Source organism: Leclercia sp. UBA7405 (assembly GCF_037152215.1).
Classification (GTDB): domain Bacteria; phylum Pseudomonadota; class Gammaproteobacteria; order Enterobacterales; family Enterobacteriaceae; genus Enterobacter; species Enterobacter pneumoniae.
In genome coordinates, this window is record NZ_JBBCMR010000001.1 from 648,927 (window position 1) to 665,962 (window position 17,036).

Sequence of the window (17,036 nt, forward strand, 5' to 3'; positions counted from 1 at the left end):
CTTCGGCGTATGATCAAAAGATATCAATCTAACAGGAGTTTGGGTTGTCTCTTTTATTTGGAGGACGTGCAACACAGTTAATTTCGCGTAACGGGTTTTCTGTTTTATTACACACATTGCAATGAATGCTTTCAGCCCGATGGAAAGTATGGGCTGTCCCTATCTGAAAAATAAGTTGATCAGGAAATAACAATGAAGTTTATTAAGCCAAAATATCTGGCCCTTTTTGTTGCGGCAGCAACCAGTTCGGCATTTGCCGCGCTGCCGGGTACGCCTTCAATTACCACCGGCAATGACAAATTTGCCCTGGTGCAAGTAGACCAGACGGCCCAGGATTACAATAACCTTATTAAAGTTCACAAAGATGGCGTTGACGTTAAAGTCGAATGGACCGTCTGGAGCGGCGATGCCCCTACCTCGGCCAAAGTGCTGCTTGATGGCCAGACAGTCTGGACCGGCGCGGGTAGCACCGCAGGTAACGCGTCCTTCAAGGTCAAAAAAGGCGGACGCTATCAGGAGCAGGTGCAACTCTGTAACGATAGCGGGTGTTCAACCAGCGCCAGCAAGCTGATTATCGTGGCTGATACCGACGGAAGTCATCTGCTGCCAATGAACACGCCGCTGCTGGAAAATAATAAAACGTTCACGCAGCACACCGACAAGGTGGTGGGCGCCTATTTCCCGGAATGGGGCGTGTATGACCGTAACTTTACCGCCGATAAAATCCCGGTGGCTAACATCAACCATCTCCTGTACGGCTTTATTCCTATCTGTGGCGGCGACGGCATCAACGACAGCGCCAAAGCGTCAGGGGCGCTGGAAGCGCTGAAACGCGCCTGTCAGGGACGCCCGGATTATACCGTGGCCATCCATGACCCCTGGGCGGCCCTGCAGAAGCCTCAGCAGGGCGTAACCGGCTGGGACGAGCCTTACAAAGGTAACTACGGCCAGCTGATGGCGATGAAAAAGGCGCATCCGGATCTAAAGATCCTGCCTTCCGTAGGCGGCTGGACGCTGTCCGATCCGTTCTTCCAGATGAACAACCCGGAACTGCGCGCCCGCTTCGTCTCCTCGGTTAAAGAGTTCCTGCAAACCTGGAAAGTGTTCGACGGCGTCGATATCGACTGGGAATTCCCGGGCGGCGGCGGCGAGAACCCAGGGCTGGGTAACCCACAGACTGATAAAGCCACCTACACCGCGCTGATGCACGACCTGCGTCAGATGCTGAACGAGCTGTCCGCTGAAACGGGCCGGACTTACGAGCTGACCACCGCGATCGGCGCGGGCGGCGATAAGATTGAAGACGTGGACTACAACACCGCGCAGCAGTATCTCGACCACATCTTCCTGATGAGCTACGACTACTACGGCGGCTGGAGCAATACTGAACTGGGCCATCAGACGGCACTGTATGGCGCCTCCTGGAAGCCAGACACCAACTACACCACCGATAACGCGGTCAATGCGATGTTGGCTCAGGGCGTACAGCCAGGCAAAATCGTGGTCGGCGCGGCGATGTACGGTCGCGGCTGGAAAGAGGTGCACGGTTACACCGGCGATAACCCGTTCACCGGCACAGCAACAGGCCCTATTGCAGGCTCCTGGGAAGCGGGGATTATCGATTACCGCGACATCGTCAAGAATATGCTGGGCAAACCCGGCTGGGAATATAAGTACGACGCCGCGGCCGAGGCACCGTATCTGTTTAACCGCTCCACCGGCGAGCTGGTGAGCTACGACGATGCGCGCTCCGTCAAAGCGAAAGGCAACTACGTGCTGAATAAAAACCTCGGCGGGCTGTTCGCATGGTCCATCGAGTCTGATAACGGCGATATCCTGAATGCCATGAACGAAAGCCTGGTAAGCGGCGGCTCTGCGCCGGTGGATCCGGTGGTGACTAACCATGCGCCGGTAGCGTCAGCGACAGATATGAACGTGACAGGCCCGGCCTCCGTAACCCTGGACGGCTCTGCCTCTTCCGACCCGGATGGCGATGCGCTGACCTGGAAATGGACCCAGGTATCCGGCACGGCGGTGACCCTGGCCAACAGCACTCAGGCGATTGCTAACTTCAATCTTCCGGCTGTCGCCAGCGATCAGACTTTCGTCTTCCGCCTGACCGTGACCGACGCCAAAGGGCTGAGCAACCCGATTGATGTGCAGGTGGTGAATAAAGCGCCTAAAGCCAACCAGGCGCCGATCGTCAATGCGATGGAGCCGGTAACGGTTGAGGCGGGTGAAGCTGTCTCCCTGCATGCTCAGGCGACGGACCCGGATGGCGATGCGCTGACTTACAGCTGGAGCGTACCGGCAGATATGAATGCGACCGGAACAGATACCGCTAACGTGCGTATCACCGCCCCGGAAGTGAGCAATGCCTCGACCTATACCCTGAGCGTGATTGTTTCTGACGGGAAAACCAGCGTGCAGTCTAACGTCCCGGTGACGGTCAACCCGAAAGCGGCGCCAGCGCCAGCGGACGAAGAGTCCACGCCATCTGACGAAGGAACCACACCGGCAGACGAAGGGACAGCGACCGGCAACTGCGACGCCCCCGTTGATGCTAACGCCAGCCAATATGCGGCCTGGGCAGCGAATAAAGTCTATAACGCCGGCGATACCGTCAGCTTCGACAACCTGGTGTGGAAAGCGAAGTACTGGACGCAGGGCAATCAGCCTGGATTCGGCGCACAGGCCTGGGAGCTGGTCAGCCAGGTGAAATTCAACTGGCGCTCTGATGTGGTCTATAACGGCGGCGACACCACCACGTACGAAGGTAATCAATACCGTGCGAAATGGTGGACCCGCGGTGATAAACCGGGCAACAGCGATGTCTGGGTGAAAACCGGTCCGGCGTCAGATTGCAATTAATCTCTCTGTAGCACGCAACACCCCCCGGATGGGGGGTGTTTTTTTGTATGTCACCCGGCGCACTGATCTCACCCCAAAGCAGGTACTGATGAAAACGTTACTGCTCATTATGCTCCTCGTCAGCCAGGGCGCTTACGCCAACTGCTGGGACAAAGCCGCACAGGCCTACCACGTCGATCCCTATCTCCTGTACGCCATTGCGCACGTCGAATCCGGGATGAATCCCTGGGCGATTGGCAAAAATGCCGACGGTACCCGGGATGTCGGCCTAATGCAGATCAACAGCATCCACTTTCCGGCGCTGGAGAGTCGGGGAATTAGCGAATACCAACTGATATTAGAGCCCTGCACCTCGATTATGGTCGGCGCCTCTATTTTGTCCGGCATGATTAAGGTGTATGGCAATAACTGGGAGGCGGTCGGGGCCTACAACGCCGGGTTAAAAAAAGAGAATTACCCGCAGCGGATGCTGTATGCCCGAAAAGTCTGGCAAAAATATCAGCAGTTAAAGATGCCTGCCCGCCATAGCTGAGCGCCGCGACCCTTGCCGACGCATCAACGATGCAGCTTACCGTGATCCCGCAGCCATGCGGCCGTGCGCACAATACCCTCATCCAGCGTCACCACGGGCGCATACCCCAGCTCGCGTTCAGCGCGGCTAATATCCAGCGTAAAATCAAAGTTCAGCTTAGAGACGCCGTAGTGGGTGAGGGCGGGCTCTTTCGACGCTTTATTGCCAAGCCGCTCCATGCTGCGGGCAATGATATCCAGCATCGGATAGGGCACGGAGCGGATCCGACAGTGAATATTTAGCTCGTCTATCAGCCGCTGTACGATGCTGCGTAAGGAGCGAGGCTCGCCGTTGGTGATGTTATAGGCCCGTCCGGAGGGGAGAGCGTCGGCGCTGCTCTGACTCGCCAGCCACATGGCATGGACGGCATTTTCGTAATAGGTCATATCCACCAGCGCATCGCCGCCACGTGGCAGCAGCACGCTGCCGTAGTGGTGCATCATCTGCGCCAGGCGCGGAATAAAGACCTTATCGTGCGGCCCAAAGAGACTTTGCGGACGCAGTACCGTAAAGCGGGTGTGGGGATTCGACTGCGCCAACAGATCGATCACCTCTTCGCTGGCCGCTTTACTGCGGGCAAACTCGCAGGCGTAGCGCTGAGGACGAAAGTCCTCTTTAACATCCCGGTGATGGTGATAATCGAAATAGAGCGACGGCGAAGAGATATGAATGAAGTTACGCACGCCCCAGGCCACGGCCCACTCGCCCAGACGACGCGTGGCGCGCACGTTAGCAAGATCGAAGGCTTCCTGCGTGCCCCACGGAGAGGTAAAGCTGGAGCAGTGCCATAGGGTGTCAATTCCGGCCAGCATCACTTTGGCCTGCGAGGAGACCAGCTCCGTCAGGTCGGCATGGACAAACTCAGCCCCCATCTTCTGCAGCAGTTTACCCATCGCTTCGTTGCGACCGGTGGCCCTGACGCTAATGCCTTTGTTGCGCAGAAACTCGACCGCATTTCGACCTAAGCCGCTGGTGGCGCCGGTAACCAGTACCTTCATATCAATCCACTGTGTTGAAAAGAATTTCGTGCGCATTCTTCCGTGAAATACGCCACGATGCAATGGTAAAGGCGAAAGATTAAGAGTTTTATTTATACCCTTATCCGTCAGGCTGCCTGTGCCCTGGCTTTGTTATTCGGCCCGGTTCCGGGTCTGACCAGGCGCCTGGCGCGATGGCGTCAGGGCTGAGGTTTTTCCGCCAGGCGGGCAATACGTTTTGCCATGCCGCGAAAAATGAACAGATGCGCCGGAATCATCAACAGCCAGTAGAACAGACCCGGCATGCCGTGCGGGTGCCACCAGGCGCGGACGTCAAGCTCGCGGTGCTCGCCTCTGTCCTTCAGGGTAAAGCACAGCCGCCCCAGCCCGGGGGCCTTCATACCAAAGAGTAAGGCCAGCTGCTTTTCCGGCTCAACAATGATCACTTTCCAGCTATCTACCGCGTCGCCCACCTCCAGCATCGCCCGTGCCGGACGGCCCTTCGCCAGCCGGTGGCCCACCAGCAGATCCAGCGCGCCGCGGGTCTGCCAGAGCAGGTTGCCAAAGAAATAACGCTCTTTGCCGCCAATCTGATTCACCACCGCCCACAGATCGCTGAGGCTGGCGTCAGTTTTCACGGTACAGCCCGCCTGTTTAGGGAAGTAGCCATACTCCGGCCGCCAGCGGGCAAAGGCCTGCGCATCAAAGCCCCAGTCGCTGGAGTTGACCAGTTTCTCTTCTTCTTTCAACGTATTGCGAACCGCATCGTCAAACGGGATTAACGGCTGGGGGATCAACGCCCGCAGCGCAGCGTCGTCGGCCAGCAGATCGTGCTTCAGCCCCTGAATCAAGGCTTTGGCGGTTGTCGGGGGCACGGAAGTGATGACGTTTAAAAACCACACCGAAATCCAGCGGGTCGGGAAGGGGATAGGGATCAGCGGCCGGTGGCGACCGCTCACCCGCATAAAATGTTCAAACTGCTGTTGATAGCTGAGCACCTCTGGCCCGGCGGCCTCCAGAACCCGGTGGCGCTGCGCAGGATGGTTGAGCAGTTCCACCAGATAGTGCAGCAGATTTTCCAGCGCGATGGGCGTGGTACGCGAGCGCACCCAGCGCGGCGGCGTGAGCACCGGCAGGTTATAGACCATATCGCGCATCACTTCGAAGGCGGCAGAGCCCGCCCCAACGATAATCCCCGCCCGCAGTTCGGTAAGGGGAATATTCGCCCCGCGCAGGGTCTCGGCGGTGAGCTGGCGTGCGCGCAAGTGGTCTGACTGCTCCTGCTCCGGCACCTGTAATGAACTGAGGAAAATAATCTGCTTGACCGGCGTCGCCAGCAGGGCATCGCGCACGTTCATCGCTACCTGACGCTCGTGGGCAATAAAATCGCCCCCTTCGCCCATGCTGTGCACCAGATAATAGAGCGTATCCACTCCTTCCAGCAGCACGGACAACTCTTTCGGCCAGTTGAGATCGACGCTATGGCAGGAGACACCCGGCAGGTTCTGTTTTTGCAGCCGTTCAATGCTGCGTGCCACCGCCAGCACCCGATGCCCCTGCGTACTGAGGGCCGTGACCAGGTGTTGGCCGATATAGCCGCTGGCGCCCAGCACCAGAATTCGTTGTGGCACGCGGGGCTCCTTAGCGCTGCAGGAAGGCCTGCCAGTGGCTTACCACCTCGGCGAGCTGAGCGCGACTGACGTCAAGGTGCATCACCAGACGCACTACGCCGGAGGCGTTGATCAGCACCCCCCGGGCTTTCAGATACTCGCCCAGCGCGGCGGCACGCTCATCGCCCACCCGCACAAACAGCATGTTGGTGTCATGACGCATCACATCGGCCCCGATCTCGCGCAGTTGCGCGGCCATCCAGGCGGCGTTGTCGTGATCCTCTTTCAGGCGCTGGACGTTATTTTTCAGGGCGTACAAGCCCGCTGCCGCCAGGATCCCTGCCTGACGCATCCCGCCGCCGGTCATCTTGCGCCAGCGGTTGGCCCGTTTGATGTACTGGGCATCGCCCACAAGCAGCGAGCCAACGGGGGTGCCGAGACCTTTCGAGAGACAGATGGTAAAGGAGTCGCAGTACTGGGTGATGGCTTTCAGTTCGCAGCCATATTCCACCACCGCGTTGAAGATACGCGCCCCATCCACATGCAGGCCCAGCCCGCGCTCGCGGCTAAATTCCCACGCCGCTTTGAGATACTCGCGCGGCAGCACTTTACCGTTATGGGTATTTTCCAGGCTTAACAGTTTTGTGCGGGCGAAATGGATGTCGTCAGCTTTGATTTTGGCCGCCACTTTATCCAGCGGCAGGGAGCCGTCGGCGGCAGCGTCGATGGGCTGCGGCTGGATACTGCCCAGTACCGCGGCACCACCGGCTTCGTACAGGTAGTTATGCGCCCCCTGGCCGACAATGTACTCTTCGCCGCGTTCGCAGTGGCTAAGCAGGGCCACCAGGTTGGCCTGGGTGCCCGTAGGCAGGAACAGTGCAGCCTCTTTACCGCTCAGTTCAGCGGCGTAGCGCTGGAGTTCGTTAACGGTGGGGTCATCGCCGTAGACGTCGTCCCCGACCGGGGCGGCCATCATCTCTTCGAGCATGGCGCGCGACGGGCGGGTAACGGTATCACTACGTAAATCAATCATCTCACATCCCTATAGTTAGACAGGCAATGTGAGACATTTTTACCTGAGCCAGTTGGTTTTGGCTAGCTCCATCACCTCGTCGCCGCGACCACTAATAATCGCCCTCAGCATATACAGGCTAAAACCTTTCGCCTGCTCCAGCTTGATTTGCGGCGGGATCGCCAACTCCTCTTTGGCGACGACCACATCCACCAGCACCGGGCCGTCGATAGCGAACGCGCGCGTAAGCGCCTCGTTGACGTCGGAGGCCTTTTCAACGCGGATCCCGGGGATACCGCAGGCTTCGGCGATACGGGAAAAGTTGGTGTCATGCAGTTCGGTGCCGTCGGTCAGATATCCCCCTGCCTTCATCTCCATCGCCACAAAACCCAGCACGCTGTTGTTAAAGACCACAATTTTGACCGGCAGCTTCATCTGTACCACCGACAGGAAATCGCCCATCAGCATGCTAAACCCACCGTCGCCGCACATCGCCACGACCTGACGCTGCGGTTCGGTCGCCTGGGCGCCCAGCGCCTGCGGCATGGCGTTTGCCATCGAGCCGTGGTTAAACGAGCCGAGCAGACGACGCTTGCCGTTCATTTTCAGGTAGCGTGCGGCCCAGACGGTGGGCGTGCCCACATCACAAGTGAAAATTGCGTCCTCGGCGGCGAGATCGCTGATCTGCTGCGCCAGATATTGCGGGTGAATGGCTTTGTCGCTCGGTTTCGCCAGATCGTCCAGCCCTTTACGGGCGTCGCGATAGTCGCTTAGCGCTTTATCGAGGAACTTACGCTCGGTTTTCTCTTCCAGATGGGGCAGCAGCGCGGCGAGCGTCGCTTTAATATCCCCCACCAGGGCCATATCCACCTTACTGTGGGCACCGATGCTGCCAGGGTTAATATCAATCTGAATGATTTTTGCGTCGGTGGGGTAGAAGGCACGATAAGGGAACTGGGTACCCAGCAGGATCAGCGTGTCGGCATTCATCATCGTGTGGAAGCCGGATGAGAAGCCGATAAGGCCGGTCATCCCCACGTCATAGGGGTTGTCATACTCAACATGCTCTTTCCCGCGCAGGGCATGGACGATAGGCGCTTTTAGCTTTTCCGCAAAGGCCAGCAGTTCATCATGCGCCCCCGCGCAGCCGCTGCCGCACATCAGCGCGATATTGCTGGAGTATCGCAACACCTGCGCCAGCTTTTTCAGCTCTTCTTCTGCCGGGGTGACCACCGGCAATGGGGCGGGATACCAGTGGCTGCTGGCCGTTTCTGGCGCGGGCTTCAGGGCCACGTCGCCCGGCAGCACCACTACCGAAACGCCACGGTTCAGAATCGCTTTGCGCATGGCGATGGCCAGTACCTGCGGGATCTGCTCTGGGGAGGAGACCAGTTCGCAGTAGTGGCTACATTCCCGGAACAGCTCCTGAGGATGAGTCTCCTGGAAATAACCGCTGCCGATTTCGCTCGAGGGGATGTGAGCGGCGATGGCCAGCACCGGTACGTGGTTACGGTGGCAGTCAAACAGACCATTAATCAGGTGCAGGTTGCCCGGTCCGCAGGAGCCAGCGCACACGGCGAGCTCTCCCGTCAGCTGTGCTTCTGCCCCGGCGGCAAAGGCGGCCACCTCTTCATGGCGGGTGGGCATCCAGTCAATGGTCCCCATGCGGTTAAGGCTATCACTCAAGCCATTGAGGGAGTCACCGGTGACCCCCCAGATGCGTTTTACCCCTGCCTGTTCCAGCGTTTTTGCAACATATGCCGCCACGGTCTGTTTCATGGTGATCCAACTCCTTTTTGTGATATCGCTTACAAGCTTAGAAGAAAATTACCGCTCTGCCCCCCTGGTATCAGCTGCTATCCATTCGAAACAATTAGACATATTCTGGCTGCAGTTCAGATAAAACAGGAGTAATTTCAAATGGTTAAATCATTGTTAATTGCTGTTAATAAAACGCTAACACACGACGATATGGGCAAGCTGTTATTACGCCTTGCCGTGGGCGGGTTAATGCTCTTTCACGGCCTGCATAAGCTTTTCGGTGGCGTGGAGGGTATTAGCGGCATGCTGGTCGCCAAAGGTTTACCGGGATTTATCGCTTACGGGGTGTTGGTGGGGGAGGTGGTGGCACCGATCCTGATTATTCTGGGGATCCTGACTCGGCCGGCGGCGCTGGTTCTGGCGTTTACCATGGTCGTCGCGTGGTTAATGGTGGGAACAGGCAAAACCTTTGCGCTGGATACGGTAGGGGCCTGGGCCATTGAAAGCCTGGTCTACTTCTTCGTGGGGGCACTGGCGGTAGCGCTATTGGGAGCGGGTCGTTACGCCCTGGCAAGCCATCCGGCGTGGAAATGAGAGGAAAAACGCCCGGCGATGTCACCGGGCGTTTTTATCAGGCGAGGACTAAATCCCCCTGCGGATGGCAGGAGCAGGCCAGCACGTAACCGTCGGCGATTTCGGCGTCGGTCAGCGTCATGGTGCTGCTCACCGTATACTCGCCGGACACGATCTTCGTCTTACAGCAGCCGCACACGCCAGCGCGACAGGCCGCGGCTACCGGCACCTTGTTGCTTTCCAGCGCTTCCAGCAGCGTGGTGCCCACGCGGCCAAAGAAGGTTTGCGCAGGTTGCAGCTTAGTGAATTTGATCCCGCTGGTTGCCGCTTCGGCGACAGGGGTGAAGAACTGCTCTTTAAAGAAGCGGGTCACACCCAGCGCTTTAACCTCTTTTTCCACGATATCCATGTACGGCGCAGGCCCGCAGGTCATCACGGTGCGGGAGGCAATATCCGGCACGCTTTGCAACAATTCCCGGCTCAAACGACCCGAGACAAAACCGTGGGTAGCGTTATTTTCTGCCACCAGCGTGACCGGGTAGTTACGCCACTCCTCGGCAAAAATCACATCCTCTGGCGAGCGGACGCTGAAGATCACCTGCACGTCGGCCTGCGGGCGGTTTTTTGCCAGCCAGCGGCGCATTGACATTACGGGCGTCACGCCGCAGCCGGCGGCCAGCAGCAGGAATTTATCATCGGCCTTATCATCACAGGTAAACTCGCCCTGCGCGTCTGAAAGCCAGATGTAATCCCCACGTTTTACGTCACGGGTCAGCCATTCGGAACCTGCCCCTTCATCAATGCGACGGATGGTAAGCGTAATGTACTCGCTCACGCCCGGCGTGGAGGAGAGGGTGTAGGCGCGCAGGTTGTCCGCAGAGTTGCGGACGCTGACCAGCGCATACTGACCTGCACGGTACGGATAGTAGTCATGGCACAGCAGTGACAGCGTCCACACATCCGGCGTCTCCTGATGGATGTGATGGACCTGCATCCGCCACGGACATTGTGAGGTTGGCATGGTCATGAATCTCTCCTTACGCGCTCAGCAGCTCTTTCATATCTTCTTCAACGGTGGTCACGGAACGCAGACCAAATTTCTCGTTCAGCACGGCCAGCAGGTCCGGCGTCAGGAAGCCTGGCGCGGTCGGGCCGGTGACGATGTTGGTCACGCCCAGTGAGAGCAGGGTTAGCAGGATAACGATCGCTTTTTGCTCGAACCAGGAGAGCACCAGCGACAGCGGCAGGTCGTTCACGCCGCAGCCCAGTTTCTCCGCGAGGGTGACGGCCAGAATGATGGCTGAGTAGGCGTCGTTACACTGACCGGCATCGACCAGACGCGGCAGGCCTTCGATGTTGCCGAAGTCCAGCTTGTTGAAACGGTACTTCCCGCACGCCAGGGTCAGGATCAGGCAATCATCCGGTACGCTGGTGGCGAAATCGGTGAAGTAGTTACGCTCGCCGCGCGCGCCGTCGCAGCCGCCAATCAGGAAGATGTGACGCAGTTTTTCACGGCTCACCAGGTCGATGAGGGAATCCGCCGCACCCAGCAGGGTTTCGCGGCCAAAGCCCACGGTGATCAGATGTTCGATTTCGCTGTAAGGGAAGCCAGCCATCTGCTGCGCCTGGGCGATAACCGGGCCAAAATCGTCGCCTTCGAGGTGGCTCACGCCCGGCCAGCCGACGATGCTGCGGGTCCAGATGCGGTCATCATACGCGCCCACGGTAGGGTCGATGATGCAGTTAGAGGTCATCACGATGGGGCCAGGGAAGCGGGCAAATTCAACCTGCTGGTTCTGCCAGCCGCTGCCGTAGTTCCCGACCAGGTGTTTGAATTTACGCAGCTCCGGGTAACCGTGTGCAGGCAGCATTTCACCGTGGGTATAGACGTTAACGCCGGTGCCTTCGGTTTGCTTCAGCAGGTTGTAAAGATCTTTCAGGTCATGCCCGGAGATGAGGATACATTTGCCTTCGGTCGCTTTCACGTTGACCTGGGTCGGCGTTGGGTGGCCGTAGGTGCTGGTTTCACCGGCATCCAGAATGCTCATCACCCTGAAGTTCATCTGGCCGATTTCCATTGAGCACTCCAGCAGCGCGTTCATGTCGGAAGGCCAGGTGCCGAGCCATGCCATGATTTTGTGGTACTGGGCATAGATGTCGTTGTCGTACTGGCCGAGAACGTGCGCGTGTTCCATATAGGCCGCCGCACCTTTCAGGCCGTACAGGCAGAGCAGACGCAGGCCGAGAATGTTCTCGCCAATCGCCGCTTTGTCTTTGTTCGGGGTAAATTCCGCCGCCTGACGCTGCAGATCGCCGAGGTCGTCGCTGACAAGCTGCAGTTCGGCCATTGGGTTATCCACGCGCGCGCTGGCGTCGGCGTTCAGGCACTGCGCCTTTAACGCTTCACGCAGGGCAATGGCTTCGCGGGCATAGCCGACGATGCGAGGAGAATCAAAGTTAACGTTGGTCAGCGTGGAGAAAAAGGCGCGTGGCGCGAAGCTGTCGACGTAGTGGTCGATAATACCGTATTCGCGAGCTTTGAATGCCCATGCGGAAAGCCCTTGCAGGGAAGCGATCAGCAGATCCTGCAGGTCTGACGTCTCGGCGGTTTTGCCGCACATGCCCTGCGCGTAAGAGCAGCCATTGCCTGCCGGGGTACGGATGGTTTGTTCACATTGCACACAAAACATAATCACACCTGTTAAAGTTATATTTGATATACATGTTTAAGATTATGCTGGTGCCAGATCAGAGAAAAGCGCTTTCTGATACAAAATGGAGGGAGATTGATTTAGCGCAATTTTGGCGGCAGAGACCTACCGCCAGAGGGGTATCAGGCCGAGAAGAAGGCCATCAGAATGGGCACCAGCAGGCTAAGAACAAAGCCGTGAACAATGGCTGCCGGCACCAGCTCCAGGCCTCCAGAGCGTTGCAGGACGGGCAGGGTAAAGTCCATCGACGTGGCGCCGCACAGCCCCAGCGCCGTAGAGCGGCTGCGTCGTACCAGACCCGGAATCAACATAATGGCAATCAGCTCGCGGGCCAGATCGTTAAAGAAGGCGGCGCTGCCGATGACCGGGCCGAAAGATTCGGTCAACAGAATGCCGGAGAGGGAGTACCAGCCGAAGCCGGACGCCATCGCCAGTGCGGTGTTGAGCGGCAGGTCGAGGATAAAGGCATTAATGACCCCCGCCAGTAACGAGCTGCCGACCACCACGACCGCCACGATCATGCCGCGACGGTTCAGGACAATCTGTTTCAGGGTCATGCCGCTATTTCTCAGCTGAATACCGACCAGGAATAGCAGGAAGATAAGGGTATATTCACTGGCTTCGGTCGCGTGATGTAATACCGCCCATCCGGTGAGCCCAAGCAGAAAGCCGAGCACTACCACTCCGCATAATTTTAATGACTCCAGCGCCATCGCTATACGCGAGGGTAATTTTTCCTGCTGATGATGGTTTTTCCACGGAATAGTGCGCTCCAGCCATAACAGGGCGGCAATATTGCACAGTAAAATAACCACAACGGTGATGGAGGAGTAATAGAGTATCGCCAGTAAATTGGTCGCCAGGTTATCCAGAAAGGCGAGGCTGATGCCCATAAAAAAAAGAATGATGTAAACTATCCAGCTCAACAGGCGATTAATTAGCTTTAATGCAGCTGCGTGTCGGAGGGGGATAAAGTAGCCTGCTATCAGTGGTAGCAGAATGATTAATAATCCTGAAAACATGAACAACACAATCCTTATTGAGTAGCTGAATAGCGCCGATGACACTACCGAAATAGAGCTGCTCAGTAAAGGTGCAAATGGAAAACCGGGTAGCGCAGAGCCACCCGGTATTATTTTTAATCGCGTTTTTCCAGCAGTGTACGGTACAGCACGCCACCCAGGATACCGCCCACGATCGGCATCACCCAGAACAGCCACAGCTGCTCTAACGCCCAGCCACCCTGGAAGATCGCCACCGCGGTGCTGCGCGCCGGGTTAACGGAGGTGTTAGTCACCGGAATGCTGATCAGGTGAATAAGCGTCAGTGCCAGACCGATGGCAATCGGCGCGAAACCGGCCGGTGCGTGTTTGTCGGTAGCGCCATGAATGACCAACAGGAAGCCGGCGGTAAGCACGATTTCAATCACGATGGCTGACAGCATTGAGAAGCCGCCCGGTGAATGTTCGCCAAAACCGTTCGAGGCAAAACCGCTGGCCGCCGCATCAAAGCCTGCCTTACCGCTGGCAATCACATACAGAATAGCGGCGGCAATAATCCCGCCCACCACCTGGGCCACCACGTAGCCAATAATGTCTTTCGCCGGGAAACGTCCGCCCGCCCACAGGCCCAGCGTCACGGCCGGATTGAAATGGCCGCCGGAAATGTGCCCCACGGCGTAGGCCATGGTTAATACCGTCAAGCCGAAGGCCAGCGCAACGCCAGCGAAACCAATCCCTAATTCCGGAAATGCAGCTGCCAGAACAGCACTGCCGCAGCCACCCAATACCAGCCAGAATGTACCAAAACATTCCGCCGCTAATTTTCTGAACATAACCACCTCAATGTAAAAACGAGCTTTTTCCATCGCTCACAATTTATCGTCATAAAATATGACGATGTTTAACGGCGTTATTTTAAAAATGAACCGCATGGTTCACCAGTGAAATAAAACCCACAAATTTGATTCAGGGCAATGCGAGGTTATTCCTTTTTTAATTTTCGGGAGATAACGGGCGACGAATATTAATATCCGGCCTCTTTAAATTTCAAATGAAAGTGCCTTGTCATATTCTTAATTTTATATTTGCTGGCATAACTCTCCTGACAATATTCGACTGTCGGGCCGGAGTTCCTGGCGCTATACTGCTGATAACTTAAAGGAAAGAGTGTCATTATCCCGGAGGACCTATGCTGCTTGAACGGGTGGAAATCGTAGGGTTTCGCGGCATTAATCGCCTGTCGCTGATGCTGGAACAAAATAACGTCCTGATCGGGGAAAATGCCTGGGGTAAATCTAGCCTGCTGGACGCGCTCACGCTGCTGTTATCATCGGATGCCGAACTCTATCACTTCGTTCGCGATGACTTCTGGTTCCCACCGGGCGATATTCAGGGGCGGGAACACCATCTGCACATTGTTTTGACCTTCCGGGAAACCGATCCTGGCCGCCACAGGGTGCGTCGCTACCAGCCTCTTGCCGGGTGCTGGGTGCCTTGTCAGGATGGTTATCAGCGTATCTTTTACCGTCTGGAGGGCGAACTTGCGGACGATGAGAGCGTACTGACCCTGCGCAGTTTTATCGATGCGGAGGGTAATCCCCTGGAGAGGGACAATATCGACGAGCTGGCGTGTCATCTTATCCGTCTGGTGCCGGTGCTGCGCTTACGGGATGCCCGCTTTATGCGCCGCATCCGCACGGGGTCGGTGCCTGCTATGCCGGAGGTGGAAGTTACCGCCCGTGAGCTGGATTACCTGGCGCGCGAGCTGGTGGCGCGTCCGCAAAATCTTAGCGATGGCCAGATCCGTCAGGGCCTCTCTGCTATGGTGCAGTTGCTTGAACACTACTTTTCCGAGCAGGGCTCCTCGCCCGTGCGCAACCGGTTGATGCGCCGGCGGTCCCACGATGAGCAACGAAGCTGGCGTTATCTCGATATCATCAACCGGATGATCGACAAACCCGGCGGACGATCGCACCGGGTGATTCTGCTGGGACTTTTCTCTACCCTGCTGCAGGCAAAAGGGACCGTGCGACTGGATCGGGATGCCCGGCCGCTGTTGTTGGTTGAAGATCCGGAAACGCGCTTGCACCCCATCATGCTATCGGTGGCCTGGCATCTGCTGAATTTGCTGCCGTTACAGCGCATCACCACCACCAACTCGGGTGAACTACTGTCACTTACGCCGGTGGAGCAGGTTTGTCGGCTGGTGCGTGAGTCGGGACGCGTCTCGGCATTTCGCCTTGGACCGGGTGGAATGAACGCTGAAGAGAGTCGCCGCATCGCTTTTCATATCCGTTTTAACCGTGCCTCTTCGCTCTTTGCCCGCTGCTGGCTGCTGGTAGAGGGCGAAACCGAAACCTGGGTCATCAACGAGCTGGCCCGTCAGTGCGGGCACCATTTTGATGCTGAGGGCATTAAGGTCATTGAGTTCGCCCAGTCCGGCCTCAAGCCGCTGATTAAATTCGCCCGCCGGATGGGCATTGAGTGGCACGTCCTGGTGGATGGTGACGAGGCGGGGAGAAAATATGCCGCTACCGTCCGTGGGTTACTCAATCACGATAGGGATGAGGAACGCGATCATCTGACCGAACTGCCCGCGATGGATATGGAGCATTTCATGTACCGACAGGGTTTTGCCGATGTCTTCCACCGGGTGGCGATGATCCCCGCCGATGTTCCCATGAACATGCGGCGGGTCATTACTAAGGCGATTCACCGCTCATCCAAACCTGATCTGGCCATTGAAGTCGCGATGGAAGCAGGGCGCCGTGGGGTCGATTCGGTTCCCACCTTACTGCGAAAAATGTTCTCCCGCGTGCTCTGGCTGGCGCGCGGTCGGGCGGATTAACGAAACAGACCGCTCATTTGCGCCGGCACCGCATCCAGTAACTGATATCGGCGGCGATACTCAGCCCGTTTTTTACTGGCGATGTCAGCCTCGCTTTTACGGGGGATGACGCAAGGAATGTGATAATAGCCGCTGGCATCACACTCGCCGGCCACAGAGGCCCAGAAGGCGCTGTAGTCGGCGTGAATTTTATCTTTCTTATCGCGGTAGCGCAGGCTGCGATAGATATGGGTTTCGTTGCTGACTGCCAGGATCTGGTTGATGTTAAACGCCTGGGCAAACTGACAGACGGCTTCCATAACCAGACGTTTCGGGAAGAGACCATGACAGGCCTTGGTCGCTTTCTGAATCTCTTCGTGCGGCAATTCGCGTTTGCCCCCCTGTAACCCGCCGATGAACAGCGTGGGTTGATTCTGGTATTCACAGAGCGTAAAGGTCATCTCTGCCAGCGTCTCTCCGCTGCTGTTACGCATTAAAATCGTGCTGTCGCCCTCTTTATCCAGCGAGATCATCATCGTGAACTCCAGGGTGTAAGTGTCGCCATCTTTGCCCTGCAGCTGCGCCAGCACCAGGCCGTTGCCGCGCAGATAGTTGCGCAGCTCTTCAGGGGAGAGGGTGGCGTAGAGGCGGCCGTAGTGATAACGAACGGCGTCCAGCTTCTGCTTACGGGTTAAGTTGGCCGCCAGATAGGGGCGATGCAGGCGCACGGGCAGGCGGGGCTGGCGGATCAACAGCTGATTGAGCTCCGGCAACTGGGCCAGAACGTTCATCCACTCCAGACTTAAACGTGGCATCATTAACGAGCGCAGCAGAAATTTGCGGCGGAAGCTGCGCTGGTGCCAGAATTTACCCGGCCGCCATTTTCCGCTGAGCAGGTCAAAAAACAGTCCCAGGCGAGTGAGGGGCCGAGAAGGCGTGAGCGCGTTATCAGTAAGCTGCGACATAGTGAAACCATCCATTATTATTGATGGGGTGATTTCATCATTTGTTAACTTAACGAATTATCAATAACTCTGGTACTCTCATCACTATTCAAACCTTGTTTAACCCCAGTTGATATTAGCCTTCTCATTTTGATGGAACATTCGAAGGAACCAGGAT

Annotated in this window: 13 protein-coding genes; 4 read left to right on the top strand and 9 right to left on the bottom strand. The window is 57.1% G+C overall.

Translation table 11 applies throughout. The annotated features are described in order from the left end of the window. Nucleotides 1–192: 192 nt before the first annotated feature. Nucleotides 193–2,871 (top strand): glycosyl hydrolase family 18 protein, encoded by a 2,679-nt coding sequence (locus WFN75_RS03160; RefSeq protein WP_336995614.1) that lies wholly within the window; start codon nucleotides 193–195, stop codon nucleotides 2,869–2,871. An 88-nt stretch (nucleotides 2,872–2,959) separates the two neighbouring features. Next, entirely contained in the window at nucleotides 2,960–3,403 is a 444-nt protein-coding gene (gene iagB, locus WFN75_RS03165; protein WP_040076365.1) for a type III secretion system invasion protein IagB, read from the top strand. A gap of 23 nt (nucleotides 3,404–3,426) precedes the next feature. Here iagB and WFN75_RS03170 read toward each other — a convergent pair whose 3' ends face one another. From WFN75_RS03170 to poxB, 4 genes are all read right to left on the bottom strand, one after another. Next, the gene (locus WFN75_RS03170) at nucleotides 3,427–4,440 is read right to left on the bottom strand and encodes an NAD-dependent epimerase/dehydratase family protein (RefSeq protein ID WP_046886977.1); all 1,014 of its coding nucleotides are present in this window, start codon (nucleotides 4,438–4,440) and stop codon (nucleotides 3,427–3,429) included. 179 nt (nucleotides 4,441–4,619) lie between these two features. Further along, a complete protein-coding gene (locus WFN75_RS03175; RefSeq protein WP_336995615.1) occupies nucleotides 4,620–6,050 on the bottom strand; it encodes an SDR family oxidoreductase in 1,431 nt (476 codons plus the stop codon). 10 nt (nucleotides 6,051–6,060) lie between these two features. Further along, nucleotides 6,061–7,062, bottom strand: coding sequence for a low-specificity L-threonine aldolase (gene ltaE / locus WFN75_RS03180; RefSeq protein ID WP_046886855.1), 1,002 nt, complete (start codon nucleotides 7,060–7,062; stop codon nucleotides 6,061–6,063). Nucleotides 7,063–7,101: 39 nt separating this feature from the next. After that, complete coding sequence (gene poxB / locus WFN75_RS03185; protein ID WP_336995616.1) at nucleotides 7,102–8,820, bottom strand: ubiquinone-dependent pyruvate dehydrogenase; 1,719 nt, start codon at nucleotides 8,818–8,820, stop codon at nucleotides 7,102–7,104. A 141-nt stretch (nucleotides 8,821–8,961) separates the two neighbouring features. On the opposite strand from poxB, the gene WFN75_RS03190 reads away from it, so the two are divergent. Continuing rightward, on the top strand, nucleotides 8,962–9,396 hold the full coding sequence (locus WFN75_RS03190; RefSeq protein WP_263617165.1) for a DoxX family protein: 435 nt from the start codon (nucleotides 8,962–8,964) through the stop codon (nucleotides 9,394–9,396). A 37-nt stretch (nucleotides 9,397–9,433) separates the two neighbouring features. On the opposite strand, the gene hcr is transcribed toward WFN75_RS03190, so the two are convergent. The 4 genes from hcr to aqpZ all read right to left on the bottom strand — a co-directional run bounded on the left by hcr (nucleotide 9,434) and on the right by aqpZ (nucleotide 13,920). After that, nucleotides 9,434–10,402, bottom strand: coding sequence for an NADH oxidoreductase (gene hcr, locus WFN75_RS03195; protein ID WP_263617166.1), 969 nt, complete (start codon nucleotides 10,400–10,402; stop codon nucleotides 9,434–9,436). A 10-nt stretch (nucleotides 10,403–10,412) separates the two neighbouring features. Continuing rightward, nucleotides 10,413–12,065, bottom strand: coding sequence for a hydroxylamine reductase (hcp, locus tag WFN75_RS03200; RefSeq protein ID WP_046886853.1), 1,653 nt, complete (start codon nucleotides 12,063–12,065; stop codon nucleotides 10,413–10,415). A 143-nt stretch (nucleotides 12,066–12,208) separates the two neighbouring features. Then, a complete protein-coding gene (locus WFN75_RS03205) occupies nucleotides 12,209–13,108 on the bottom strand; it encodes a lysine exporter LysO family protein (protein WP_263617167.1) in 900 nt (299 codons plus the stop codon). Nucleotides 13,109–13,224: 116 nt separating this feature from the next. Continuing rightward, nucleotides 13,225–13,920, bottom strand: coding sequence for an aquaporin Z (aqpZ, locus tag WFN75_RS03210; RefSeq protein ID WP_040078538.1), 696 nt, complete (start codon nucleotides 13,918–13,920; stop codon nucleotides 13,225–13,227). 356 nt (nucleotides 13,921–14,276) lie between these two features. Between aqpZ and WFN75_RS03215 the strand changes: the two genes are divergently transcribed. After that, nucleotides 14,277–15,935 (top strand): ATP-dependent endonuclease, encoded by a 1,659-nt coding sequence (locus WFN75_RS03215; protein WP_263617168.1) that lies wholly within the window; start codon nucleotides 14,277–14,279, stop codon nucleotides 15,933–15,935. On the opposite strand, the gene WFN75_RS03220 is transcribed toward WFN75_RS03215, so the two are convergent. Beyond that, a complete protein-coding gene (locus tag WFN75_RS03220) occupies nucleotides 15,932–16,879 on the bottom strand; it encodes a VirK/YbjX family protein (protein WP_263617169.1) in 948 nt (315 codons plus the stop codon). The two genes, WFN75_RS03215 and WFN75_RS03220, sit on opposite strands and share 4 nt — an antisense overlap. Nucleotides 16,880–17,036 lie beyond the last annotated feature (157 nt).

What these genes read in the sequence shown, in the direction of transcription:
- WFN75_RS03160 (WP_336995614.1), top strand. Translation starts at nt 193, where the DNA reads ATGAAGTTTATTAAGCCAAAATATCTGGCCCTTTTTGTTGCGGCAGCA.
- iagB (WP_040076365.1), top strand. Translation starts at nt 2,960, where the DNA reads ATGAAAACGTTACTGCTCATTATGCTCCTCGTCAGCCAGGGCGCTTAC.
- WFN75_RS03170 (WP_046886977.1), bottom strand. Translation starts at nt 4,440, where the DNA reads ATGAAGGTACTGGTTACCGGCGCCACCAGCGGCTTAGGTCGAAATGCG.
- ltaE (WP_046886855.1), bottom strand. Translation starts at nt 7,062, where the DNA reads ATGATTGATTTACGTAGTGATACCGTTACCCGCCCGTCGCGCGCCATG.
- poxB (WP_336995616.1), bottom strand. Translation starts at nt 8,820, where the DNA reads ATGAAACAGACCGTGGCGGCATATGTTGCAAAAACGCTGGAACAGGCA.
- WFN75_RS03190 (WP_263617165.1), top strand. Translation starts at nt 8,962, where the DNA reads ATGGTTAAATCATTGTTAATTGCTGTTAATAAAACGCTAACACACGAC.
- hcr (WP_263617166.1), bottom strand. Translation starts at nt 10,402, where the DNA reads ATGACCATGCCAACCTCACAATGTCCGTGGCGGATGCAGGTCCATCAC.
- hcp (WP_046886853.1), bottom strand. Translation starts at nt 12,065, where the DNA reads ATGTTTTGTGTGCAATGTGAACAAACCATCCGTACCCCGGCAGGCAAT.
- WFN75_RS03205 (WP_263617167.1), bottom strand. Translation starts at nt 13,108, where the DNA reads ATGTTTTCAGGATTATTAATCATTCTGCTACCACTGATAGCAGGCTAC.
- aqpZ (WP_040078538.1), bottom strand. Translation starts at nt 13,920, where the DNA reads ATGTTCAGAAAATTAGCGGCGGAATGTTTTGGTACATTCTGGCTGGTA.
- WFN75_RS03215 (WP_263617168.1), top strand. Translation starts at nt 14,277, where the DNA reads ATGCTGCTTGAACGGGTGGAAATCGTAGGGTTTCGCGGCATTAATCGC.
- WFN75_RS03220 (WP_263617169.1), bottom strand. Translation starts at nt 16,879, where the DNA reads ATGTCGCAGCTTACTGATAACGCGCTCACGCCTTCTCGGCCCCTCACT.